Annotated in this window: 23 protein-coding genes; 14 read left to right on the forward strand and 9 right to left on the reverse strand. The window is 61.3% G+C overall.

The features are described from left to right. Positions 1-102 precede the first annotated feature (102 nt). From urtB to ureC, 10 genes are all read left to right on the forward strand, one after another. On the forward strand, positions 103-1,605 hold the full coding sequence (gene urtB / locus J3P94_RS24440; RefSeq protein WP_434569960.1) for an urea ABC transporter permease subunit UrtB: 1,503 nt from the start codon (positions 103-105) through the stop codon (positions 1,603-1,605). Further along, positions 1,605-2,681, forward strand: a complete 1,077-nt coding sequence (gene urtC, locus J3P94_RS24445) for an urea ABC transporter permease subunit UrtC (RefSeq protein WP_434569961.1) — start codon at positions 1,605-1,607, stop codon at positions 2,679-2,681. The genes urtB and urtC overlap by 1 nt, the downstream gene beginning before the upstream one ends. Then, a complete protein-coding gene (gene urtD / locus J3P94_RS24450) occupies positions 2,681-3,553 on the forward strand; it encodes an urea ABC transporter ATP-binding protein UrtD (protein WP_434574294.1) in 873 nt (290 codons plus the stop codon). Before urtC ends, urtD begins: the two co-directional genes overlap by 1 nt. Before the next feature lie 133 nt (positions 3,554-3,686). After that, the gene (urtE, locus tag J3P94_RS24455) at positions 3,687-4,385 is read left to right on the forward strand and encodes an urea ABC transporter ATP-binding subunit UrtE (protein WP_434569962.1); all 699 of its coding nucleotides are present in this window, start codon (positions 3,687-3,689) and stop codon (positions 4,383-4,385) included. A gap of 30 nt (positions 4,386-4,415) precedes the next feature. Continuing rightward, the gene (locus J3P94_RS24460) at positions 4,416-5,258 is read left to right on the forward strand and encodes an urease accessory protein UreD (RefSeq protein WP_434569963.1); all 843 of its coding nucleotides are present in this window, start codon (positions 4,416-4,418) and stop codon (positions 5,256-5,258) included. Positions 5,259-5,406: 148 nt separating this feature from the next. After that, the gene (gene ureA, locus J3P94_RS24465; RefSeq protein WP_434569964.1) at positions 5,407-5,709 is read left to right on the forward strand and encodes an urease subunit gamma; all 303 of its coding nucleotides are present in this window, start codon (positions 5,407-5,409) and stop codon (positions 5,707-5,709) included. A 9-nt stretch (positions 5,710-5,718) separates the two neighbouring features. Beyond that, positions 5,719-6,252: a GNAT family N-acetyltransferase gene (locus J3P94_RS24470; RefSeq protein WP_434569965.1), complete on the forward strand. Its 534-nt coding sequence runs from the start codon at positions 5,719-5,721 to the stop codon at positions 6,250-6,252. A 5-nt stretch (positions 6,253-6,257) separates the two neighbouring features. Beyond that, positions 6,258-6,791 carry a GNAT family N-acetyltransferase gene (locus tag J3P94_RS24475; protein WP_305497115.1) on the forward strand — a complete coding sequence of 178 codons (534 nt, stop codon included), beginning with the start codon at positions 6,258-6,260 and terminating at the stop codon, positions 6,789-6,791. Next, on the forward strand, positions 6,788-7,096 hold the full coding sequence (locus tag J3P94_RS24480; protein WP_434569966.1) for an urease subunit beta: 309 nt from the start codon (positions 6,788-6,790) through the stop codon (positions 7,094-7,096). Before J3P94_RS24475 ends, J3P94_RS24480 begins: the two co-directional genes overlap by 4 nt. A 141-nt stretch (positions 7,097-7,237) precedes the next feature. Then, on the forward strand, positions 7,238-8,938 hold the full coding sequence (gene ureC / locus J3P94_RS24485) for an urease subunit alpha (RefSeq protein ID WP_434569967.1): 1,701 nt from the start codon (positions 7,238-7,240) through the stop codon (positions 8,936-8,938). A gap of 142 nt (positions 8,939-9,080) precedes the next feature. Here the strand turns inward: ureC and J3P94_RS24490 are convergent, their stop codons facing one another. Both J3P94_RS24490 and J3P94_RS24495 read right to left on the reverse strand, forming a co-directional pair. Then, the gene (locus tag J3P94_RS24490; protein WP_264433249.1) at positions 9,081-9,380 is read right to left on the reverse strand and encodes a chaperone modulator CbpM; all 300 of its coding nucleotides are present in this window, start codon (positions 9,378-9,380) and stop codon (positions 9,081-9,083) included. Positions 9,381-9,431: 51 nt separating this feature from the next. Next, positions 9,432-10,370: a DnaJ C-terminal domain-containing protein gene (locus J3P94_RS24495; protein ID WP_434569968.1), complete on the reverse strand. Its 939-nt coding sequence runs from the start codon at positions 10,368-10,370 to the stop codon at positions 9,432-9,434. A 292-nt stretch (positions 10,371-10,662) separates the two neighbouring features. Between J3P94_RS24495 and J3P94_RS24500 the strand changes: the two genes are divergently transcribed. After that, positions 10,663-11,937: an Hsp70 family protein gene (locus tag J3P94_RS24500; RefSeq protein ID WP_305497121.1), complete on the forward strand. Its 1,275-nt coding sequence runs from the start codon at positions 10,663-10,665 to the stop codon at positions 11,935-11,937. A gap of 132 nt (positions 11,938-12,069) precedes the next feature. Here J3P94_RS24500 and J3P94_RS24505 read toward each other — a convergent pair whose 3' ends face one another. From J3P94_RS24505 to J3P94_RS24520, 4 genes are all read right to left on the reverse strand, one after another. Further along, positions 12,070-13,083, reverse strand: a complete 1,014-nt coding sequence (locus tag J3P94_RS24505) for an AI-2E family transporter (RefSeq protein WP_434569969.1) — start codon at positions 13,081-13,083, stop codon at positions 12,070-12,072. Between the two features lie 223 nt (positions 13,084-13,306). Further along, entirely contained in the window at positions 13,307-13,603 is a 297-nt protein-coding gene (locus tag J3P94_RS24510; protein WP_305497125.1) for a PsiF family protein, read from the reverse strand. A gap of 199 nt (positions 13,604-13,802) precedes the next feature. Then, complete coding sequence (locus tag J3P94_RS24515; protein WP_434569970.1) at positions 13,803-14,693, reverse strand: alpha/beta fold hydrolase; 891 nt, start codon at positions 14,691-14,693, stop codon at positions 13,803-13,805. Between the two features lie 135 nt (positions 14,694-14,828). Further along, positions 14,829-15,467 (reverse strand): FMN-dependent NADH-azoreductase, encoded by a 639-nt coding sequence (locus tag J3P94_RS24520; protein WP_434569971.1) that lies wholly within the window; start codon positions 15,465-15,467, stop codon positions 14,829-14,831. Positions 15,468-15,595: 128 nt separating this feature from the next. Between J3P94_RS24520 and J3P94_RS24525 the strand changes: the two genes are divergently transcribed. After that, on the forward strand, positions 15,596-16,564 hold the full coding sequence (locus J3P94_RS24525) for a LysR substrate-binding domain-containing protein (RefSeq protein ID WP_434569972.1): 969 nt from the start codon (positions 15,596-15,598) through the stop codon (positions 16,562-16,564). Here J3P94_RS24525 and J3P94_RS24530 read toward each other — a convergent pair. The 3 genes from J3P94_RS24530 to J3P94_RS24540 form a co-directional block, all read right to left on the reverse strand. After that, entirely contained in the window at positions 16,546-17,256 is a 711-nt protein-coding gene (locus tag J3P94_RS24530) for a hypothetical protein (protein ID WP_434569973.1), read from the reverse strand. The two genes, J3P94_RS24525 and J3P94_RS24530, sit on opposite strands and share 19 nt — an antisense overlap. A 51-nt stretch (positions 17,257-17,307) precedes the next feature. Then, the gene (locus J3P94_RS24535; protein ID WP_434569974.1) at positions 17,308-18,213 is read right to left on the reverse strand and encodes a hypothetical protein; all 906 of its coding nucleotides are present in this window, start codon (positions 18,211-18,213) and stop codon (positions 17,308-17,310) included. A 172-nt stretch (positions 18,214-18,385) separates the two neighbouring features. After that, the gene (locus J3P94_RS24540) at positions 18,386-20,455 is read right to left on the reverse strand and encodes an AsmA family protein (protein ID WP_434569975.1); all 2,070 of its coding nucleotides are present in this window, start codon (positions 20,453-20,455) and stop codon (positions 18,386-18,388) included. A gap of 388 nt (positions 20,456-20,843) precedes the next feature. Here J3P94_RS24540 and J3P94_RS24545 point away from each other — a divergent pair, with 388 nt between their 5' ends. Both J3P94_RS24545 and J3P94_RS24550 read left to right on the forward strand, forming a co-directional pair. Then, on the forward strand, positions 20,844-21,353 hold the full coding sequence (locus J3P94_RS24545) for a hypothetical protein (protein WP_305497132.1): 510 nt from the start codon (positions 20,844-20,846) through the stop codon (positions 21,351-21,353). 155 nt (positions 21,354-21,508) lie between these two features. Next, a complete protein-coding gene (locus J3P94_RS24550; protein ID WP_305497134.1) occupies positions 21,509-22,141 on the forward strand; it encodes a TetR family transcriptional regulator in 633 nt (210 codons plus the stop codon). The last annotated feature ends 259 nt before the right edge of the window (positions 22,142-22,400 follow it).

Raw genomic sequence — 22,400 nt, forward strand, 5'->3', positions numbered from 1 at the left:
CTCGCGAATGCTGTGTATCAGCGATATTCATCCAGGCTGACCCACCGCATTCGCGAGCAGGCTCGCTCCCACAGAGAAAGAAGTTTGCGCAAGGCCTAGCTTATGCCCACCGCCCTTTACCGCCTCATCCTCGCCCTGGTGCTGCTGTTGCCGCTGGGCGCCAACGCCGGCGAAGCCGAAGACTTCGTCGCCGCCAACCCGACCCAGCAGGCCAAGCTCCTGGAAGCCTGGGCCGCGCAGCCCGACCCCGCGCGCGTCGAATTGATCAATGCCCTGCAGCAAGGCCAATTGACCATCGACGGCCAGCCAAAGACCCTGCGCCTGAACAACCGTTTGCGAGGGCTGATCGAAACCGCTCTCGCCAGCCACCAGCTACTCGCCGTGGACGCCCGCGTACGCCTGACTGCCGCGCAGCAGTTGCAAAAAAGTGCCCGCCCCGCGCAACTGGCGTTTCTTGATCGGCAACTGGCCGGTGAGCAGGACGAAGACGTGCATGCCGCCCTGAGCCTGGCCCTGGCGAACCTGCAACTGGTCGATGCCAACCCTTCCGTGCGCCTGGCCGCCGTCCGCCTGTTGGGGGAAACCGGCGACCCGCTGGCCCGCACCCGCCTGGAAGCCCTGCTCGAACCCGGCGTCGAAACCGATGCCGCCGTGCGCACCGCCGCTGAAACCAGCCTCGGCCAGGTCAAGCGCAAACTGCTCATCGGCGAGCTGCTGGGCCAGGCCTTCAGCGGCATGTCCCTGGGCTCGATCCTGCTGCTCGCCGCCCTCGGCCTGGCAATCACCTTTGGCCTGCTCGGGGTGATCAACATGGCCCACGGCGAGATGCTGATGCTCGGCGCCTACTCCACGTATGTGGTGCAGATGCTGTTCCAGCGCTTCGCCCCGAACGCCATCGAGTTCTACCCGCTGATCGCCCTGCCGGTGGCGTTTTTCATCACCGCGGCCATCGGCATGGCACTGGAGCGCACGGTGATCCGCCACCTCTACGGGCGCCCGCTGGAAACCCTGCTCGCCACCTGGGGCATCAGCCTGATGCTGATTCAGCTGGTGCGCCTGGTGTTCGGCGCGCAGAACGTCGAAGTCGCCAACCCGGCCTGGCTCTCGGGTGGGATCCAGGTGCTGCCGAACCTGGTGCTGCCGTACAACCGCATCGTGATCATCGCCTTCGCGCTGTTCGTGGTGGTCCTGACCTGGCTGTTGCTGAACAAGACGCGCCTGGGCCTGAACGTGCGCGCCGTGACCCAGAACCGCAACATGGCCGCCTGCTGCGGCGTGCCCACCGGGCGGGTCGACATGCTCGCTTTCGGCCTCGGCTCGGGCATCGCCGGGCTCGGCGGCGTGGCTTTGAGCCAGATCGGCAACGTCGGCCCGGACCTGGGCCAGAGCTACATCATCGACTCGTTCCTGGTGGTAGTACTTGGCGGCGTCGGCCAACTGGCCGGCAGCGTATTCGCCGCGTTCGGCCTGGGCATCGCCAACAAGATCCTCGAACCGCAGATCGGCGCCGTGCTCGGCAAGATCCTGATCCTTGCGCTGATCATTCTGTTCATCCAGAAGCGTCCGCAAGGCCTCTTCGCGCTCAAAGGACGGGTAATCGACTGATGAACCAGCCCCTGATGCTCACGGCCACACAAAAGGCCGGTCCCAAACTCACCGTTGCCGTTGGCGCGCTGATTCTCGCCGTGCTGCTGAGCCTGCCGTTGCTGTCGTTGCTGGCGGCGGACAATCCGCTGCACATCTCGGCGTACACGCTGACCCTGGTGGGCAAGATCCTCTGCTATGCCATCGTCGCCCTGGCGCTGGACCTGGTCTGGGGCTACGCCGGCCTGCTCTCCCTCGGTCACGGCCTGTTCTTCGCCCTGGGCGGCTACGCCATGGGCATGTACCTGATGCGCCAGGCCGCCGGTGACGGCCTTCCGGCATTCATGACGTTTTTGTCGTGGACCGAACTGCCCTGGTACTGGGCCGGCACCGACAGTTTCCTCTGGGCGCTGTGCCTGGTGGTGCTGGCACCCGGTTTGCTGGCACTGGTTTTCGGCTTCTTCGCGTTCCGCTCGCGGATCAAGGGCGTGTATTTCTCGATCATGACCCAGGCCCTTACCTTCGCCGGGATGCTGCTGTTTTTCCGCAACGAGACGGGTTTTGGCGGCAACAACGGCTTCACCAATTTCCGTTCGATCCTGGGCTTTGGCATCACCGAGCCGGGCACCCGCGCGGTGCTGTTTTTTGCCACGGTGCTGTTGCTGGTGGCGAGCCTGTTCATCGGTTGGCGCCTGGCCCGCAGCAAGTTCGGACGGGTGCTGACGGCCCTGCGCGATGCGGAAAATCGCCTGATGTTCTGCGGCTACGATCCCCGTGGTTTCAAGCTGTTCGTCTGGGTGTTGAGCGCAGTGTTGTGCGGCCTGGCGGGGGCGCTGTACGTGCCGCAGGTGGGCATCATCAACCCCAGCGAAATGTCGCCGACCAATTCAATCGAAGCTGCCGTGTGGGTGGCCCTTGGCGGGCGCGGCACGCTGATCGGACCGCTGCTGGGCGCTGGCGTGGTCAATGGCATGAAGAGCTGGTTCACCGTGGCGTTTCCTGAGTACTGGCTGTTCTTCCTCGGCGCGTTGTTCATTGTCGTGACGCTGTATCTGCCCAAGGGCGTGATCGGCTTGCTGAAGAAAAGGGGCGAATGATGCGAATCACACCCACGGCGGACTTCATGCTCGAACCGATTATCGAGCCCCCTGTCGATGCCAATCGGGACCAAGGCAGCAGCCGCGATGCGATCGGCCTCGGCCACGCCGCTGGCGTGGGCCTGAACACCCGCCACGGCACCATCCTGACCCTGGAAGACATCAGCGTCAGCTTCGACGGTTTCAAGGCGCTCAACGATCTGAACCTGTACATCGGCGTCGGCGAATTGCGCTGCATCATCGGCCCCAACGGTGCCGGCAAGACCACCTTGATGGACGTCATTACCGGCAAGACCCGACCCAGCCACGGCAAGGCCTGGTTTGGCGAAACCCTGGACCTGACCAGCATGAGCGAAGTGCAGATTGCCCAGGCCGGTATCGGCCGCAAGTTCCAGAAGCCGACGGTGTTCGAAGCCTTGAGCGTGTTCGAGAATCTGGAACTGGCGCTCAAGACCGACAAATCGGTATGGGCCAGCCTGCGGGCGAAACTGACCGGCGAACAACATGACCGTATCGGCGAAGTGCTTGAAACCATCCGCCTCACCGCCTCGGTCAATCGCGCCGCCGGGTTGCTGTCTCACGGGCAGAAGCAATTTCTGGAGATTGGCATGCTGCTGGTCCAGGACCCGCAACTGCTGCTGCTCGACGAGCCGGTGGCGGGCATGACCGACGCCGAGACCGACTTCACCGCCGAGCTGTTCAAATCCCTGGCCGGCAAACATTCGCTGATGGTGGTGGAACACGATATGGGCTTCGTCGGCGCGATCGCCGATCACGTCACCGTGCTGCACCAGGGCAGCGTGTTGGCCGAAGGGTCGCTGGAGCAGGTGCAGGCCGATGAGCGGGTGATCGAGGTGTATCTCGGTCGATGAGGCGATAGAAGTAGTTTTCCTGTGGGAGCGAGCCTGCTCGCGAAGCAACGGAACATTCAACAATGAATATCGACTGACACATCGCTTTCGCGAGCAGGCTCGCTCCCACAAGGGGCATAAGGGGATTCAAACAATGCTGCAAGTCGACAAGCTGCACCAGTACTACGGCGGTAGCCACATCCTGCGGGGCCTGTCGTTCGACGTGAAGGTCGGCGAGGTGACGTGCCTGCTGGGCCGCAACGGTGTGGGCAAGACCACCCTGCTCAAATGCCTGATGGGCCTGCTGCCGGCCAAGGAAGGCGTGGTGAGTTGGGAAGGCAAGGCCATCACCGGCTTCAAGCCGCACCAGCGGGTACATGCCGGCATCGCCTATGTGCCCCAGGGCCGGGAAATTTTCGCTCGGCTGACGGTGGAAGAAAACCTGCTGATGGGGCTTTCGCGCTTCCCGGGTTCCGAGGCCAAGGAAGTGCCGGCCTTCATCTATGAACTGTTCCCGGTGCTGCTACAGATGAAACAACGCCGCGGCGGTGACCTGTCTGGTGGTCAGCAACAGCAGCTCGCCATTGGCCGGGCCCTGGCCAGCCGTCCGCGCCTGCTGATTCTCGACGAGCCCACCGAAGGCATCCAGCCGTCGGTGATCAAGGAGATTGGCGCGGTAATCAGGCAACTCGCGGCCCGGGGCGACATGGCGATCTTGCTGGTGGAGCAGTTCTATGACTTCGCCGCCGAGCTGGCCGATCAGTACCTGGTGATGTCCCGGGGCGAGATCGTCCAGCAAGGCCGCGGCGAAAATATGCAAGCCGAGGGTGTGCGCGGGCTGGTAACGATCTAGTCTTGGCGTCCCGACGATAATCAGAAAATCATGAATCTACCTGTATCGCCCTCCGCCCTCTTCACCCCCAGCTGGCACGCCGAGCTGGACTTGGCCTATGCCCGATTCGGCGACTGCACGCGTCCGGTCCAGCGTCGCCACAAAGGTCCACTGCGGGTGCAGAAACACCTGTACGCCGAAGGTCCCGAAGTCTGCCAGCACATCATCGTCCACCCGCCCGGCGGGATTGCCGGCGGTGATCGGCTGGACATCTCGGCTCACGTCGGCCCCGGTGCCTGGGCGCAACTGACCAGCCCCGGCGCGGCCAAGTGGTACCGCGCGGCCGGCCCGGCGTACCAGCAACTGAAACTGAGCGTGGCTGGCGGTGCGACCCTGGAATGGCTGCCTCAGGAAACCATCGTCTTCAGCGCGGCACAGGCCGAACTCAGCACCTGCATCGATCTGCAGGGCGACGCCCGGCTGTTCTACTGGGATATGGTTGCCCTCGGCCGACCGGCCAGCGGCGAACGCTTCGATCTCGGCCACTTTCAATCGCGGCTGGACATTCGCCGCGACGGCCAGTTGCTGTGGCATGAACGCCAGCGCATTGTCGGCGGTGACGGCTTGCTCGATTCCCCCATCGGGCTGGGCGGTGATCCGGTGTTTGCGACGTTGCTGGTAACCGGCGAGATCGACAGCGAGCTGCTGGAGCGCTGCCGATCCCTCGGCCATGCCGTGCGCGGCGACCTGACCCAGTTGCCCGGCCTGGTCGTCGCCCGCTGCCTGGCGAGCGAGGCATTACTGGCGCGCGGGTGGTTGATTGAACTGTGGCGCTTGCTCAGGCCCGCTTTGCTCGGACGAGAAGCCATGCCACCGAGAATCTGGAGTACTTAGTTATTTCATCTGTGGGAGCGAGCCTGCTCGCGAAAGCAATAGAACATCCAACATGATTGTTGACTGACACACCGCTTTCGCGAGCAGGCTCGCTCCCACAGTGGAATGTGTCTACCGCAAAATTTTTTCTGCCCTTACTGGACTGCACATGGACCTGACCCCACGCGAAAAAGACAAGCTGCTGATCTTCACCGCCGGCCTCGTCGCCGAGCGGCGCCTGGCTCGTGGCCTGAAGCTCAACTATCCGGAAGCCATGGCCTACATTTCCGCCGCGCTGCTGGAAGGTGCTCGTGACGGCCAGACCGTGGCCGAGCTGATGCACTACGGCACAACGCTGCTGAGCCGCGAGCAGGTGATGGAAGGCATTCCGCAAATGATCCCCGAGATCCAGGTCGAGGCGACATTCCCCGACGGCACCAAACTGGTCACCGTCCACCAGCCCATCGCCTGAGGTCGCGGCATGACTTATCAGATTCGTGACGCCCGCCCTGCCGACCTGCCGGCGATCCGTGACATCTACAACGATGCGGTCCTCAACACCACGGCGATCTGGAACGAACAGGCTGTGGACCTGGGCAATCGCCAGGCCTGGTTCAGCGCCCGGCAAACCCAGGGTTATCCGGTGCTGGTGATCAGCGACGCCGAAGATAACGTGCTCGGCTACGCTTCATTCGGCGACTGGCGGCCGTTCGACGGTTTCCGCCACACCGTGGAACATTCGGTGTACGTACGCAGCGATCAACGTGGCAATGGGCTCGGCCCGTTGCTGATGAGTGCGCTGATCGAGCGCGCCAGGGCCTGCGGCAAACACGTGATGGTTGCGGCCATCGAGAGCGGCAACTCGGCGTCGATTCGACTGCACGAGCGGGCCGGTTTTGCCATCACCGGGCAGATGCCCCAGGTGGGCACCAAGTTTGGTCGCTGGCTGGACCTGACCTTCATGCAGTTGGTCCTCAATCCCGGGGCGCTACCGCCCACCATCGACAAGGAGTGATACCGATGAACGCCGCCCAGTTGCGCCGAGTCCACGCTGAAAGCTTCGCGCATTACCGCCAGGGCTTGATTGATCTGCTGCTTGACGCCGTGGGTTATGGCGCCAGCGTGGGGTTCATGGCTGACCTCGATGCCGTCCAGGCCCGCGCCTATTTCGACGAGGTCCAGGCCAGCCTCAACCAGGGCCATCTGCTGCTGTGGGTGGTGGTCAAGGACGAGCAGGTGCAAGCCAGCGTCCAGCTCGCGCTGTGCCAGAAGCCCAACGGCCTCAACCGCGCCGAAGTGCAAAAGCTGCTGGTGCGCGGCGATGCCCGCCGCCGCGGCCTCGGCCAGCAGTTGATGAATGCCTTGGAGCTCGGTGCGCGCCAGCACAAGCGCGGCCTGCTGTACCTCGACACCGAGGCCGGTTCCGAGGCCGAGGCGTTCTACCGCGCCATGGGCTACACCCGCGTCGGCGAACTGCCCGACTACTGCCAGAGCCCGGACGGGACCTACAGCCCGACCGCCATCTACTACAAGACTTTGGGGCAACCGCAATGATTCCAGGCCAGTACCAGGTCCAGCCCGGCGACATCGAGCTCAACGTCGGCCGCCGTACCCTCAAGCTGAACGTCGCCAACAGCGGCGACCGGCCGATCCAGGTCGGCTCGCACTTTCATTTTTTCGAAACCAACGACGCCCTGGCCTTCGACCGCGCCGCCAGCCGAGGCATGCGCCTGAACATCCCGGCCGGCACGGCGGTGCGCTTCGAACCGGGCCAGAGCCGCGAGGTGGAACTGGTGGACCTGGCCGGGCACCGGCGGGTGTTCGGGTTCGCCGGGCGGGTCATGGGCGACCTGGACTGAAGCGCCTTTGTGGCGAGGGAGCTTGCTCCCGCTCGGTTGCGCAGCAACCGCAAAAAAGCGAGGGCCACTACGTAGCCCAGCGGGAGCAAGCTCCCTCGCCACAATGGACTGCATACGACTTAAGAACCTCAAGGCGAGCACATGAAGATTTCGAGACAAGCCTACGCCGACATGTTCGGCCCCACCGTCGGCGACAAGGTTCGCCTGGCCGATACCGAGTTGTGGATCGAAGTGGAAAAGGACTTCACCACCTACGGCGAAGAAGTGAAGTTCGGCGGCGGCAAGGTGATTCGCGATGGCATGGGCCAGAGCCAACTGCTGGCCGCCGAGGTGGTCGACACGTTGATCACCAACGCACTGATCATTGACCACTGGGGCATCGTCAAGGCCGATGTCGGCCTCAAGGACGGGCGCATCGCGGCGATCGGCAAGGCCGGCAACCCGGACATCCAGCCCGACGTGACCATCGCCATCGGGGCGAGCACCGAAGTGATCGCCGGCGAAGGCATGATCCTCACCGCCGGCGGCATCGACACCCACATCCACTTCATCTGCCCGCAACAGATCGAAGAAGCGCTGATGAGCGGTGTCACCACCATGATCGGCGGCGGCACGGGCCCGGCTACCGGGACCAACGCCACCACCTGCACCTCCGGGCCGTGGCACCTGGCGCGCATGCTCCAGGCCGCCGACGCGTTCCCGATGAACATCGGTTTCACCGGCAAGGGCAACGCCAGCCTGCCGGAGCCGCTGGTCGAGCAGGTCAAGGCCGGGGCCATCGGCCTGAAGCTGCATGAAGACTGGGGTACCACGCCGGCGGCCATCGACAACTGCCTGAGCGTGGCCGACCAGTACGATGTGCAGGTGGCGATCCACACCGACACCCTCAACGAATCCGGCTTCGTCGAAACCACCCTGGCGGCGTTCAAGGGCCGCACCATCCACACCTACCACACCGAAGGTGCCGGTGGCGGTCATGCACCGGACATCATCAAGGCCTGCGGTTTTCCTAACGTGTTGCCCAGCTCCACCAACCCGACCCGGCCATTCACCCGCAACACCATCGACGAGCATCTCGACATGCTGATGGTCTGCCACCACCTGGACCCGAGCATCGCCGAAGACGTGGCCTTCGCCGAAAGCCGCATCCGCCGTGAAACCATCGCTGCCGAAGACATCCTCCATGACCTCGGCGCGTTCTCGATGATCAGCTCCGACAGCCAGGCCATGGGTCGCGTCGGCGAGGTCATCACCCGCACCTGGCAAACCGCCGACAAGATGAAAAAGCAGCGCGGCGCCCTGCCCGGCGATGGCGCCGATAACGACAATTTCCGCATCAAGCGCTACATCGCCAAGTACACCATCAACCCGGCGATCACCCATGGCATCAGCCATGAGGTGGGCTCCATCGAAGTCGGCAAATGGGCCGACCTGGTGTTGTGGCGCCCGGCGTTCTTCGGCGTCAAACCGACCTTGATTCTCAAGGGCGGGGCGATTGCCGCCAGCCTGATGGGCGATGCCAACGCCTCGATTCCGACACCGCAACCGGTGCACTACCGGCCGATGTTCGCCAGCTACGGCGGCTCACGACACGCCACCAGCCTGACCTTCATCAGCCAGGCCGCCGCCGAGGCGGGCCTGCCGGAGCAATTGGGCTTGAAGAAACGGATCGCCGTGGTGAAAGGTTGTCGCGATGTGCAGAAGACCGACCTGATCCACAACGACTACCTGCCGAGCATCGACGTCGACCCGCAAACCTATCAGGTCAAGGCCGATGGCGTGCTGTTGTGGTGTGAACCGGCTGATGTGCTGCCGATGGCGCAGCGGTATTTTCTGTTTTGAGTGGATAACTGGCCGAACGCAAACTCCGTGGCGAGGGAGCTTGCTCCCGCTGGGGTGCGAAGCAGCCCTCGCTTTTTGGCGTTTGCTGCGCAACCGAGCGGGAGCAAGCTCCCTCGCCACAGGGTTTTATGTCCAGCCTGCCTCATTCGACCAGCCGCCCCAGCCGCTGCTTGAGCATGCGGTTTTCGCTGCGCAGCTGCTGCACCTCTTCCAGCAGGTCCAGCGCCAGGGCGACGCCCTCCCATTCCAGCTCCAACTCGCGGCGCAGCTTCGCTGCACGCCGGGCCAGGACCAGTTCGTAATCAGTGAAACGCCAGTCCGTGGGGGCCGTGCCGTGAGGTTCGAGAATGCCATGCTCGATAATTTCGATCACATGGACATCGGCCAACGCAGCGGCCTCACAGAATTCCATCAGGTTCAGTTCAATGATCGGGTTGCTCATGGTCTGCTTCTCCCAATGCTTCAACTGTCGAGTCTAGCCATGATCCTCGGTTCAGAAGTTCTCCCGCGGATCAAATGCGGCTTTCTTCGCCAACTCCGCCCACAGCGCCTTGACCGATTCGTCGCTGGCCTTGGGCATCACGGCCTTGAGCTGCACGAACAGGTAACCGCGCTCGCCGGCCTTGTTGCGCAGGCCGTGGCCCTTGGCGCGCATGCGCTGGCCGTTCTGGCTGCCGGCCGGCACCTTGAGGTTGATCTTGCCGGTGAGGGTCGGCACCGCCACCTCGGTGCCCAACGCCAGTTCCCACGGCGCCAGGGGCAAAGTGATGATCAGGTCCTGGCCTTCGACATCGAACTTGGGGTGCGGGGCGAAACGAATGGTCAGGTACAAGTCGCCATTGGCGCCGCCACCGATGCCGGGCGCGCCCTGGCCCTTGAGGCGGATGCGCTCGCCATCGGTCACTCCCAGCGGGATCTTCACGTTCAGGCTTCTGCTGGTATTGCTCACATGCTGGCCCGCGGCGTTGTACTGCGGCACCTGGAAGCTGACCTTCTTCGATTCGTTCGACAGGGTCTCTTCCAGGAAGATCGGTAATTCCATTTCCACGTCTTGCCCCCGACGGCCGGCGCTGCGACCCGATTGTCCGCCACCGAAACCCGGCCCGCGATTGCCAAAGATCGAACTGAAGAAATCCGAGAAATCGCCAGTGTCCTGCCCGCCAAAACCACCACGGCTCTGCCACCCCGGCGGCCCCTGGAACGGCTGGCCGTGCTGGCCATAGCGGCGCAAGTCATCGTATTCAGCGCGTTTGTCCGCACTCTTTAGCGCTTCATACGCCTCGGAGACATCCTTGAACTTGGTCTCGGCGTCTTTCTCTTTGCTTACATCCGGGTGGTACTTGCGCGCCAGTTTGCGATAGGCGGCCTTGATCGTGGCGTCGTCGGCCGTCGGCTCCACACCCAGGATCTTGTAATAGTCTTTGAAATCCATCTAAGCATCACCATCCGTTATCGATGTCGCACCGCCACGCACGGCATGCCCGGATGACCGGACAGCGGGTTGACCGGCCTCAAGATTGTGACCGGACGGTGCATCAGAAGTTTATCGGCAGCTGGCGGCGGATCTTGTACCGCCCTGTGCCACCAGACCCATGCCAGCAAGTTTGGGGGGCCGACGCGGTCTTTCAAGGCCGGGGTTTGCGAATTAGTGGACAACCGGCCTTCGAATCCGCGCCGCACTGGCATACACTGCGCGGCCGTTTTTACGACCGGAACTGAAAGACATGAAAAACCCATCCCCGGCGCGTGCCTGCGGTATCGACTTCGGCACGTCCAACTCCACCGTCGGCTGGCTGCGTCCTGGCATGGAAACGTTGATCGCGCTGGAGGATGACAAGATCACCTTGCCCTCGGTGGTCTTTTTCAATCTTGAGGAACGTCGCCCGGTCTACGGTCGCCTGGCACTGCACGAATACCTGGAAGGCTACGAAGGCCGGCTGATGCGCTCGCTAAAGAGCCTGCTGGGTTCCAAGCTGATCAAGCACGATACCAGCGTGCTCGGCACGGCGATGCCGTTCAAGGATCTGCTGGGGTTGTTCATCGGTCAGTTGAAGAAGCGTGCCGAAGCCACCGCCGGGCGGGAATTCGAAGAAGTGGTGCTGGGGCGTCCGGTGTTTTTCGTTGATGACGATGAAATGGCCGATCAGGAAGCCGAGAACACTTTGGTGGACGTGGCGCGGGCCATCGGTTTCAAGGAAGTCTCCTTCCAGTACGAACCCATTGCGGCGGCGTTCGATTATGAATCGACCATCGAAAAAGAAGAGCTGGTGCTGATCGTCGACATCGGCGGCGGTACTTCGGACTTCTCCCTGGTGCGCCTGTCTCCCGAGCGCCGCATGCACGACAACCGTCACGCCGACATCCTCGCCACCGGCGGCGTGCACATCGGCGGCACCGATTTCGACAAGCAGCTCAGCCTGCAAGGCCTGATGCCGCTGTTCGGCTACGGCAGCCGGATGAAAAGCGGCGCCTACATGCCCACCAGCCATCACATGAACCTGGCGACCTGGCACACCATCAACGCGGTGTATTCGCAAAAGTCCACGCTGGCCCTGGGCAGCATGCGCTACGACATCGAAGACACCGGCGGCATCGACCGGCTGTTCAAGCTGATCGAACAGCGTGCCGGGCATTGGCTGGCGATGGAAGTGGAGGAAACCAAGATTCAGCTGACCCACGCCGACCAGCGCCACGTGGCCCTGGACCGGATCGAGCCGGGCCTGAGCGTGGACCTGAGCCGCGCCTTGTTCGAATCGGCGATCGACGGCCTGCTGGAGCGAGTGCGCAACAGCGTCACGCAACTGCTCAACGATGCCAACGTGCGGGTTGATCAAGTCGACACGGTGTTTTTCACCGGCGGCTCCAGCGGCATTCCGGCGCTGCGCAATAGCGTCGCGGCGATGCTGCCCCAGGCGCGCCATGTGGAAGGTAATATCTTCGGCAGTATTGGCAGCGGGTTGGCGATCGAGGCGATGAAGCGGTATGGCAGCCAGGTCTGATCCAGGACCGAGGCGCCTGAATCGCGAGCAAGCTCGCTCCCACACTTGACCGCATCCTCCTGAAAAAACCCGGTTAACTGTGGGAGCGAGCTTGCTCGCGATGGCGCCAGATCAGACAGCACATCCTTTGGATCAAACCATCCCCACCTGCTTCAACTCGCTCTTGAGATACGCATAGTAGATCGGCCCCGCCACCACACCCGGCAGGCCGAACGCGGCTTCGAACACCAGCATTGCCATGAGCAGTTCCCACGACTTGGCACTGATCTGCCCGCCGACGATGCGGGCGTTGAGGAAGTATTCGAGCTTGTGGATCACGATCAGGTAACCCAGCGCCGCCACGGCCACCCAGATCGACAGCGACAGGGCGACAATGGTGATCAGGGTGTTCGACATCAGGTTGCCGATCACCGGCAACAGCCCCAGCAGGAACGTCATCACGATCAGGGTCTTGGTCAACGGCAGTTGAATGCCGAACAGCGGCAGCACCACCGCCAGGAAAATCCCGGTAAAGAAGGTGTTAAGCAGGGAAATCTTGATCTGGGCAAAAACGATGTTGCGAAACGCCTTCACCAGCAGGTTCAGGCGGTCGAACAGCGCGGCGGCCAGGGGCTTGCGCTTGGTCAGGTCGGGGATGCGCTGCAAGGCGATGATGGCGCCCAGGACCATGCCGATCAGCAACGTCACGAACATGTGCGCCGCGTCCTTGCCCACCAGCTGCAGGTCGCTCAGGTGCTTGCTCACCCAGTCGCCGATCGCCACCCGGAACTCGGCGGCGCTGGCCGGCAGGTAGGCGTCGATGAACGGCGGCAATTGCCCACGGGCGCGGTCGACCACGCCCATGAATTTATCCAGGGATGCGCCCGGGTTCTCCGCTTCGTGCAGCAGGAAACTGAAGGCCCCGGCGAAAATCAGGCTCAGCACACTGACCACCAGCGTGCCCAACAATGCTACCGCCAGCCAGCGGGCACGCCGGCCTTCGATCAGTCGTTGCAACTGCGGGGTGAGCATGTTGACCAGCTCGAACACCAGCAGCCCGGCCAACAGGCTCGGCAACAGGCGCAGCGGCAACACCAGCAACAACCCACCAAAAATGATCACCCAACTGATCACCAACAACATATGACGCTGAGAAAACGTTGGCATACAGCCCCAGGACAAAAAAACGACATGAAAGGATCGGCAGTCTGCCAGCGTTCCGCTGGCAGCACTAGGGATTGTATCGGCCGACCTGGGTCCTGGTTCAGGCGTTTTTTTGTTTCTCGCACCGGCCTCTTCGCGAGCAGGCTCGCTCCCACATCAGACCGAGCACTGCAAAGCCACTGTGGGAGCGAGCCTGATCGCGATGAAGCCTCCTCAGATTCAACGCTTACTTTTTCTTCAGGCAATCACTCATGAACGCCTTGCGCGCATCGCCCTTCAAGGCCTGGGTCGTCGCGGTGGCGTTGCAGGTCTTCATGCGTTCCTGCGGTGTACTGGGTTCAGCGGCGGCCGGAGTGGCCTTCAGGCAGTTGCTCATGAAAGCCTTGCGTTCGTCACCCTTGAGGGCCTTGGCGGTGGCGTCGGCGTTGCAGGTGGTCATCTTGGTCTGTTGGGCGGTGGCGGCGAAGCCCTGGGAACACAGCAGCAGGCCGATCATCAACAAAGGGACACGCAGCATCTTCATGGTGTTTCTCCTGGTTGCCGCCCGAGAAGGACGGCGATGAAGTGCAGTGTAGACAAAGCCTGTTACACCTCATCGCCAGATCTTCATTGCTTGATCTACCGCTTTCGCGAGCAGGCTCGCTCCCAAAAGGGGCACGGCGCAGAGCCACTGTGGGAGCGAGCCTGCTCGCGAAGAACGATAACGCGGTCCAACTGATGCGCTACACCCCGGCATCCTTCAACCGCTGCGCATGCTCGACAAACAGCCGGATCGGCTCCGCTCCCCTGCCCACCAGTCCCAGCGACTGATTGACCACGTCGAAATGGTCCAGCGGATAATCATCACGAATCACCGTGCCCAGGTGCGAGCTGTAGCGCCCGACCATGCCGTCGCACTGCCCGGCTTCGCGCACGAAGGTGCGCGCGAACAGCCGGCAGCTGCGATTGGTGCCGTCGAACAGGTTGCGGCCCCTGTCGGTCTTGCCCGGCTGCAGAGTCCCGGACCACGAGTAATAACGCACCCCATTGACTTCTTCCGGCCCCTGCCCGCCCCAGGTCTGCGGCAGGCCTTGTGGATAACGCTCGTTGAACAACGCCACGCCGGCAGTCGTCAGCGAGGCGTGGGAGGCGCGGATGTCCACCGGCAATTTCGGCCCGTGATAACCGGTGTCGAGCAGGCTCATCAACGCGTTGATCAGCCGCAGAAAAGCGCTGAGCAACCGCCCTTTGGCGCTGTCGGCCGGATAATGGTCTTGCAGGTAATCGGCCAGTTCGGACCCGTGGTTGGTGCCGGCCACCGATGTGACCGAGGCGACCAGATCCGGGCGCAGGGCGGCTGCGTAGCGGGCAGTGAGAGCGCCCTGGCTGTGGCCGATCAGGTTGACCTTTTGCGCGCCGGTTTCCCTGAGAATCTCCTCGATCCGTGCCAGCAATTGCTCGCCGCGAACTTCGGACGAATGCAATGGCGAAACCTTCACCGCGACCACCACGGCTCCACCCCGGCGCAACGCCTCGACGATGCCATACCAATACGGATACAACACCAGGCGAATGAACCCAAGCATGCCCGGGACCAGCACCAGCGGGTAGCGAGTGGCGCAGCGTTGCGACATGGCGACGTCCTTGTGATCAAGAGGTGGTCAGCATCGGTACCGATGATGACCAGTCTATGACACACCCGCCACTTCGGCCCGCGTCGTCAATCGAAGGCGCCGACGCCAGCCCCCGATGAACCGATCGAGCCCCGTTCAGAATGTTCGTGCCAGCGCCAGCAAGCGCCGCTCGGCCTCGGCGTAGGACCGCGCGAAGCTGTGCTCGGCCGACTCCTCTCCTTCAGCGGCCACCACCGTCACGTCGCTGATGCCGATAAACTCCAGGACCGTGCGCAGCAGCGTATCGGCGTGGTTCATGGATTCCAGCGAGCCTCCGGGGCCGAAGCCGAAATCGCCACGGCTGGTCACGATCAGGGCCTTTTTGCCCAGCACCAACGGCTCATATTGCGAGACACCGTTATCCAGGCTGTGGTTGAACGTCACGCCAATGCGCACGATCTGGTCGATCCAGGCCTTCACGCCGCTGGGCACGCCGAAATTATGCATGGGTGCGGAAATCACCAGCCGGTCATGGTCCTGCAGCTCCGCCACCAACGCATCGCTCAAGGCCAGGTCGGCCTGCATGGTCAACGGCCTTGCCTGAGGCTCGGGGTGGAACGCCGCGGCGATGAAGGCTTCGTTGACCGGAGGAATAACGGTCCGGCCGACCTCGCGGCGGGTCGGTTGGGTAGGTGGATTGGCGGCCTGCCAAGCCGCTATGAAAGCCTCCGTCAAACGTCGGGAATGGGAACGCTCGCCGCGAGGGCTGCCATGTACCACAAGAATATTGCTCATCTGAAACTCCTGGACTGTGACTACACTGGAAACCATGTATGGCTCTCAGACTGAAGCCAAAGCCTGCATCAGCTCAAATGAGCGTTAGTTGACCGGGATGAACTGTTCTCATCTATTGGAGATTCCAGATGTTTGCTGCCCTGCCACTCAACGCGTTGCGTGCCTTCGAATCCGCGGCACGATTGCTCAGTTTCAAGGCCGCGGCGGCTGAGCTGTCGGTAACGCCCACGGCGATTTCCCACCAGATCCGCTCACTGGAAACCTGGCTGGGTGTGCAACTCTTTGAGCGCCTGCCTCGCCAGGTGAGGCTGACCGAAGGTGGCCAACGCTTGTTCCACAGCCTGCACGGTGCCTTGCTGGAAGTGGCGCAAAGCGTCGATACCCTGCGCCCGCAACGCAGCACCGCGCATCTGACGATTTCCACCACCGCAGCGTTCGCGGCGCTTTGGCTGGTGCCGCGCCTGGGTCGGTTCTACGCGCGCCATCCCACCATCAATGTCCGCCTGGACACGCACTGCGAAGTGATCGACCTGCACCAGGACGCCAGCGTGGACATGGTGGTGCGCTATAGCCTGGAGAACTACCCGAACCTATATGGCATGTGCCTGTTCGATGAGTACTTCGGTGTATACGGGTCACCGGAGCAAATAGCCGCTCTGGCGACCCGACAACCGACGACGTTGATCAGTGTACGGTGGCACAACACCAAGCTTTATGCCCATGGCTGGGAAGCCTGGTGCGCGCGGGCGGGAGAAACCTGGATGACCCGTCAGCCCTGCATACGCGAATACGACGAGGAGCATTACGCCCTGCAAGCGGCAATTGCCGGGCAAGGCCTGGTCCTGGCGAGCAACGTGCTGGCCTCCGAGAGCGTCGCCAGCGGCCTACTGGTCGCTTACCACCCGCACGTCCAAGTCAATGGCGCGGGCTACAGCGCCTTATGCGTTCCGGGCCGGGAACGCCATCCGCCAGTACGAGCGTTTTTCAAATGGCTGGAGGAAGAGGCGCGGCAGTCCGGGCACGCACTGACGAGTTCGTTAAAACTGTTTCAGGATCGGGTCGCCCAGAGCCAGAGCGATCATGCTGGCAGAGCATGAGGCTCTGGACAGCCTGCCGAAGAAAGCTCGACGAGCAATGAGTCCGCGTTGGTCGGTAGGCCGCGCCGCACCTTTTGTTCAATACCATTTCTTTCGTAACGGGCTGTGCTGAGTTGCCTTGTGGAAACATTCACACTGACCTGTCCCACTACATGCTTGCCCGTGAAACGCTGCTTGAAAAAAAGCTCATCAATACGTTGCGAAGTCCGAAACCTCACAGATACCGTATAAACAACGGGGCCCACGTCTATCAGGCTGACATGCACGAAAACAGTCGTATCGGACTTGTCCTTCGCCTGAGCAGGTGAAAGCAACTGCTCCCTGATTGCAGCACCCAACGCCTCTGAACCCAGCGCTTCCTCAACACTGGCTATCAGCCGATCAAGCTGCGCCTGCAGCTTGACATCTGATATCAATTTTTCCCCGAGCAAGTCGCTCAGCACAATGACAACCCCGTTCTTCGGCTCGAAACTGGACGCTTTATTCGCCAGGGTTGTCCATTCCAGATTTTCCATGGCGCGAGAATAACCTGCGCGCCACTTCGCCAAGGCATCAAACTTGTCACCGGTCGAGCGAGCGTGCAGATGCGAATAGAGCAACGAATATTTAAGTTTCTGCCGCCACTCCTTCGGCACGCCTTCCGAAATAGACAACAGCCCTTCCGGAAACAGCAGCATTTCCTCATTCAACATGACAGACCACCTTCCAAGATGGGTTGCTCATTCGAACAACCCGGTGAGCGCTTATAACTCGATACTGTTGAAAAAATCGTCAGAGCTCTTATCCAGTTTCTGGTAGATCATGTCCCTGTTCCGATCATGTATGCGCATATTGAGCTCGGCCATCGTAGCCACGCGCTTCATTCGAAGCCGCGACACTTTCCATTTCCAGAACCAAGCCCCACCTTGGCTTGAAGAGAGAGTGCAGTCGACCGCCAGGAAAGCCGTTATTGGAGTTCCCCCTGGGGATTGGATGCAGGGCACGATTCTGAAGTCCTTATCCGCACCTTTTTTACTGGTGCTATCAAAAAGATTTACCAGCTTCTCGTCGGATCGCAGCCGATCAAAGACGCCGAACAATAAATCAAGCATCGCCGGAGCGTTTCGGCCTGCCACCGCCTGGACAATTTCCAGAACGATGGAATCCATCGTCAGACTTGTATGTGAAGTTGTAAACTCCTGATACTTGTTGCTGGTCATCGTCCATCCGCAATGCCTCATTGCATCACTGTACAGTGCGTGCCACTCGAGGGGCTGCTTGTTCTTGTCAAATTTGAAAGTGGCAACACGTTCAGCAAAGTGAACACTGTCCGCCGCCGCGTGTTTTGTATCTCCGTCCAAATTATCGGCAAAGCCGATAATGGCAGGATTCTCGTTGGCTAATAATACGTCTGCCTGGGCAACTGACTGACTCTCCGACTTTTCAGCCATAGCCGTTAAACGGGAACTCTTTGGTGCACCTGCAGAGAAATCAGCAACACTGACGGGCGCAAGCCTTACCGTTTCAAAAAAGCGCATACTCTCGTCGATGCTGGGCAATAAAATACTCATGATATTCCTTTTAATAAGTGATTGTTGTTTCTTATTCAGCCGCATGACGGCAAGCGCCAACTTAATCACATAAGCCCGGACTTTCCACAGTTCATCCATGACCGCTTATTACCACCATCCAAGCGGCCGCATGCAACCCTGTCCGATTCGTTAAAAACCAAGACGGCGTTACAATTCGACCAATAACACTCACCCACTCAGAAACTAATAGAACAGACAGTCCATTAACTTTCTGCTACCCGGCAAACATCCGCCCACTTCGCAAACGCGATCAGTCCTTTACCGTCTTCGGCGCCTTGCCGGCCTTCATCTGTTCGAGCAACGGTGCACATTGGTTGGGCTCACCGCCGCTGGGAGCGACCAACGCGAGCAACCCCGCCGCCGGCGCGGCGATGACACCCAGCGCGACCATTCCGGCCCCACGCAACATCAGCGGCACGGCCTTCACCCCGGCGGCGGGCTTGGCGAAGGTGCCTCGTACGTACAGCGGCGAACGCAGGGAAATCAATCGCCAGCCCTTGGACTCCGGCGTAACAGTCAGGTCCAGTTGTTCAGTGGCCATATTCGCCGTGCCATCGATATAGATGATCGCGTTCTCGGTATCGAATACAAACAGGCGAGTGGTCGCCAGACCGGTCTTGATGCCGAAATCAGCCGCCGCGCAATTGATCTTCACTTCCTTGTCGCCGAAGATTTTTCCTACCACATAGTTGCCAACGTTCAATCCTGCCAGCTCCATCAACTCCCGACTGATAGCACCGTCGTTGATGAGCATCTTCAAGTTGCCATTGGCGGTGCCCAGCAACGCCGCTACCGAATTACCTCGGCCGGACAGATCGGCATCGCCATTGAGCTCGCCGAAACTGGTTTTCATCGGTTCGAAACCCGGGAAAAGCTGCTTGAGCTTGAAGCCTCGCGCGGTCAGTTTCGCCTGGCCTTCGAGGGGCCGAGTCTGTCCATTGAGGCGAATCTGCGCATCGAGACGGCCACCGGCCACGCCAAAGCGCAAGGGTTCAAGACTCAACTGGCCATTGTTCAGCAGCAAATGAGTGTAGAGGTCGGTGAAGGGCAACTGCTCGCTGTGGACGATGCGCTTGCCGGTGAACTCCACGTCGGCATCCATTACGCTCCAGCGCTCAGTGCGGAATTCTTCCACCGGCAAGAGCTTGTCGGTCGGTTGTTTGCTGGCACCGCCGCGAGCCTTCTGTTGCGTGTTGGAGTCGGCGCCGATAAGCGGCGCCAGGTCGCTGAACAACAGCTGATCGGATACCAGCGCGCCAGTGAGTTTCGGTCTCGGCTGGCTGGAAACATAAGCCAGGTCGCCATGAATATCGCTTTCGCCAATCTTGCCGTTGAACGCCTCGTAGCGGAACTGCGCCCCCTCCGGTTCGTGAAGCTTGGCGATCAGGCGACCATCGGTGGCATAGGGCGGCGAATCCGGCAGCGTCACGCCAGTCAACGGGTAAAGATTGGCCAGGCTTTTACCGGCCAGTTTCAGACGCAGGTCCAGGGCACCAAGGTTCTTCGGGTCGGTAAGGGTGCCGGCCAGCTCGATGCGGGTGTCGGCAATCTTCGCCTGGGCCTGCAGGGGAAAGGGTTGCGATGCATCCTGCAAGGCCAGCAAGCCACCGACCTTGCCGGAACCGCTCAGGTTCTGTCCCTGATACTGCCCGTCAGCCTTGAAAGCAAAGGCGTAGTCCTGTGGTGCCGCACCTTGTTCCCGGGCTTTGTTCGCAGTCTTCTCACCGACGATATCGCTGAACGGAATGGGTTTGCCCAACGGGTCGATCAACACCTCGAGCCTGGTCTTGAGCGTCTGGTCATCCAGCGTGACATGCCCCTTGTCAAAGCCGATGGCACCGATATCGACCGACCAACTGGACGGTTCGGCGTCCGGGTCCTTCGGATCGAACTGGAAGGTCCAGTTGGCGCGCCCATCAGCCAGGCGCTGCAGGCTGGCGTTGGGTTCGGTCAGGTCGATGCGCGGGATCGCCACCCGCCGGGCCAACAGGGCCAAGGGCGAAATACGTAGCTCGACGCGCTTGAGCGTGACCATTTGCGGGATTTTCGACCAGTCTGGGTTTCCCAGGCTCAAATCTTCGGCCACGACATGTGGCCATGGCACAAAGGCGCGCCAGCCGCCTTCCTGCGGTTCGCGCTGCCAGATCACCGCCAGGTTGCCATTGATTGCGAATGGACGATGCAACTCCTCGGAAACCTTCGCGTTGAGCGTGGGCTTGAGGCGGTTCCAGTCGAAGAAAGCGATGACCAGCACAAGCGCGGCCAGCAGTGCGATGAGGCAGGCAAAGCCCCAGGCGAAAATTTTTGAGGTGCGCGTCATGCACAAGGCTCCTGACAATTTGGCGTGCGGACCGCGACGCCTGAGGCAAGGCGAACCGCTACTGGCTCACTGCCGATAAACGATTGGACTGCCGAAACGGCCGACAGGTTTACCACCAAGCGCGACGACCGGCACGAAAAAACGCCTCGGAACCTGACCGTTTCGACAGCTACCTGTTACCGCGCCCGCACTTTTGCGGGGCGCGAGTGGGTACAAACTACCCACTCCAGGGCAAAACCGCCCCTCTGAAAGGCCCGTTCTAGAGCCTTCCCGCAGAACAATCAATTCCGTTGATTATTACCATTGTGTTTATGAACTTTTATATCGACTTATCGAGAGTAGCATTGCCCTCGTACCCACTTTTCAGCCCTCTCGAGGAGCAACGATCATGAAACGCCAACTACTGATGAGTCTTTCCCTTTCCCTGCTGGCCTCTACCGCTTTCGCCTTGCCAGCTTCCGAACAGGCCACGCCGCAAGTCAAGGACAGCCATTCTGTCTATAGCCAGACCGTAGCCGAAGGTGGCCGTGACCGCCTGGAAGAGAAAGGCCTGGTCGAAGGTGGTTCCGACCGCACCCCACAAGGCCAGACCCTGGCGGCTGACGGCTCCGACCGCACTCCACAAGGCCAGACTCTGGCGGCTGACGGTTCCGACCGCACTCCACAAGGCCAGACCCTGGCGGCTGACGGCTCCGACCGCACCCCACAAGGCCAGACCCTGGCGGCCGACGGCTCCGACCGCACCCCACTGGGCGAAACCCTGGCCGCGGACGGTTCCGACCGTACCCCACTGGGCGAAACCCTGGCCGCTGACGGTTCCGATCGCACTCCACAAGGCCAGACCCTTGCCGAAGGCGGTGGTGACCGCGTAATCGAACGCAACAGTGCAGTGAGCTGAGCCCATGGTGGCCCGTAAAAAAGCCCGATTCCCTGAATCGGGCTTTTGACTTTTCAAGCCCCTCGTTTCCCGACTGATCCGTCCCTACCGTTCGACGCCGCCAAAGACGATTTGCTAGAGTGCATCGCTCCCATGACCTGGAAGTCAGCCCTGCAATGCTTCCCCGCGCCGAACAGAAACAACAGACCCGAAATGCCCTGATGGATGCAGCGCGCCATTTGATGGAGTGCGGCAGGGGATTCGGCAGCCTGAGCCTGCGCGAAGTCGCCAAGACAGCCGGCATCGTACCCACCGGGTTCTATCGACATTTCGACGACATGGACCAGCTTGGCCTGGCGCTCGTCAGCGAAGTCGGGCAGACGTTTCGCGAAACCATCCGGCTGGTGCGCCACAACGAATTTGTCATGGGCGGCATCATCGATGCGTCTGTGCGGATTTTTCTCGACGTGGTGCATGCCAACCGATCGCAGTTTCTCTTCCTGGCCCGCGAGCAGTACGGCGGCTCCCTGCCAGTACGCCAGGCCATCGCGAAGCTGCGCGAAGACATCAGCTCGGACCTGGCTGCCGACCTGGCATTGATGCCCAAGTTGCAACACCTGGACCTTGCGGGACTGAGCGTGATGGCCGACCTCGTCGTCAAGAGTGTCTTCGCCACCCTGCCGGACATCATCGACCCGCCCGCCAAAGCGCTTCCCGAACATCTCACCCCCCAGGCGAAGATTACCCAGCAACTACGGTTCATCTTCATCGGCCTCAAGCATTGGCACGGGTTGGGTAGCACCGAGTAACTGCCTGCCCCCCCAACCCTCCATGTGGGAGCGAGCCTGCTCGCGAAAGCGCCGGGTCAGCCAACATTGATTTTCCTGACGCACCGCTTCGCGAGCAGGCTCGCTCCCACAATATTTTGTGCGTGATTCGAAGTGGTGCACGATTTCGCCAGGCGCACCATAACGGCACGAAGCCCGCCCCATCCAGGAACGCCATCCCCGCCATTTCCTACATCCCCTTCGATTGGCAAGCCCCTTGCTCTAAACACAGCACCGTTTA

It is taken from the genome of Pseudomonas sp. Z3-8, assembly GCF_051131975.1.
In the GTDB taxonomy this organism is placed as follows: Bacteria; Pseudomonadota; Gammaproteobacteria; order Pseudomonadales; family Pseudomonadaceae; genus Aquipseudomonas.

Bases quoted from the DNA above. Each gene is read 5' to 3' on its own strand.
- urtB (WP_434569960.1), top strand. From the start codon at position 103: ATGCCCACCGCCCTTTACCGCCTCATCCTCGCCCTGGTGCTGCTGTTG.
- urtC (WP_434569961.1), top strand. From the start codon at position 1,605: ATGAACCAGCCCCTGATGCTCACGGCCACACAAAAGGCCGGTCCCAAA.
- urtD (WP_434574294.1), top strand. From the start codon at position 2,681: ATGCGAATCACACCCACGGCGGACTTCATGCTCGAACCGATTATCGAG.
- urtE (WP_434569962.1), top strand. From the start codon at position 3,687: ATGCTGCAAGTCGACAAGCTGCACCAGTACTACGGCGGTAGCCACATC.
- J3P94_RS24460 (WP_434569963.1), top strand. From the start codon at position 4,416: ATGAATCTACCTGTATCGCCCTCCGCCCTCTTCACCCCCAGCTGGCAC.
- ureA (WP_434569964.1), top strand. From the start codon at position 5,407: ATGGACCTGACCCCACGCGAAAAAGACAAGCTGCTGATCTTCACCGCC.
- J3P94_RS24470 (WP_434569965.1), top strand. From the start codon at position 5,719: ATGACTTATCAGATTCGTGACGCCCGCCCTGCCGACCTGCCGGCGATC.
- J3P94_RS24475 (WP_305497115.1), top strand. From the start codon at position 6,258: ATGAACGCCGCCCAGTTGCGCCGAGTCCACGCTGAAAGCTTCGCGCAT.
- J3P94_RS24480 (WP_434569966.1), top strand. From the start codon at position 6,788: ATGATTCCAGGCCAGTACCAGGTCCAGCCCGGCGACATCGAGCTCAAC.
- ureC (WP_434569967.1), top strand. From the start codon at position 7,238: ATGAAGATTTCGAGACAAGCCTACGCCGACATGTTCGGCCCCACCGTC.
- J3P94_RS24490 (WP_264433249.1), bottom strand. From the start codon at position 9,380: ATGAGCAACCCGATCATTGAACTGAACCTGATGGAATTCTGTGAGGCC.
- J3P94_RS24495 (WP_434569968.1), bottom strand. From the start codon at position 10,370: ATGGATTTCAAAGACTATTACAAGATCCTGGGTGTGGAGCCGACGGCC.
- J3P94_RS24500 (WP_305497121.1), top strand. From the start codon at position 10,663: ATGAAAAACCCATCCCCGGCGCGTGCCTGCGGTATCGACTTCGGCACG.
- J3P94_RS24505 (WP_434569969.1), bottom strand. From the start codon at position 13,083: ATGCCAACGTTTTCTCAGCGTCATATGTTGTTGGTGATCAGTTGGGTG.
- J3P94_RS24510 (WP_305497125.1), bottom strand. From the start codon at position 13,603: ATGAAGATGCTGCGTGTCCCTTTGTTGATGATCGGCCTGCTGCTGTGT.
- J3P94_RS24515 (WP_434569970.1), bottom strand. From the start codon at position 14,693: ATGTCGCAACGCTGCGCCACTCGCTACCCGCTGGTGCTGGTCCCGGGC.
- J3P94_RS24520 (WP_434569971.1), bottom strand. From the start codon at position 15,467: ATGAGCAATATTCTTGTGGTACATGGCAGCCCTCGCGGCGAGCGTTCC.
- J3P94_RS24525 (WP_434569972.1), top strand. From the start codon at position 15,596: ATGTTTGCTGCCCTGCCACTCAACGCGTTGCGTGCCTTCGAATCCGCG.
- J3P94_RS24530 (WP_434569973.1), bottom strand. From the start codon at position 17,256: ATGTTGAATGAGGAAATGCTGCTGTTTCCGGAAGGGCTGTTGTCTATT.
- J3P94_RS24535 (WP_434569974.1), bottom strand. From the start codon at position 18,213: ATGGATGAACTGTGGAAAGTCCGGGCTTATGTGATTAAGTTGGCGCTT.
- J3P94_RS24540 (WP_434569975.1), bottom strand. From the start codon at position 20,455: ATGACGCGCACCTCAAAAATTTTCGCCTGGGGCTTTGCCTGCCTCATC.
- J3P94_RS24545 (WP_305497132.1), top strand. From the start codon at position 20,844: ATGAAACGCCAACTACTGATGAGTCTTTCCCTTTCCCTGCTGGCCTCT.
- J3P94_RS24550 (WP_305497134.1), top strand. From the start codon at position 21,509: ATGCTTCCCCGCGCCGAACAGAAACAACAGACCCGAAATGCCCTGATG.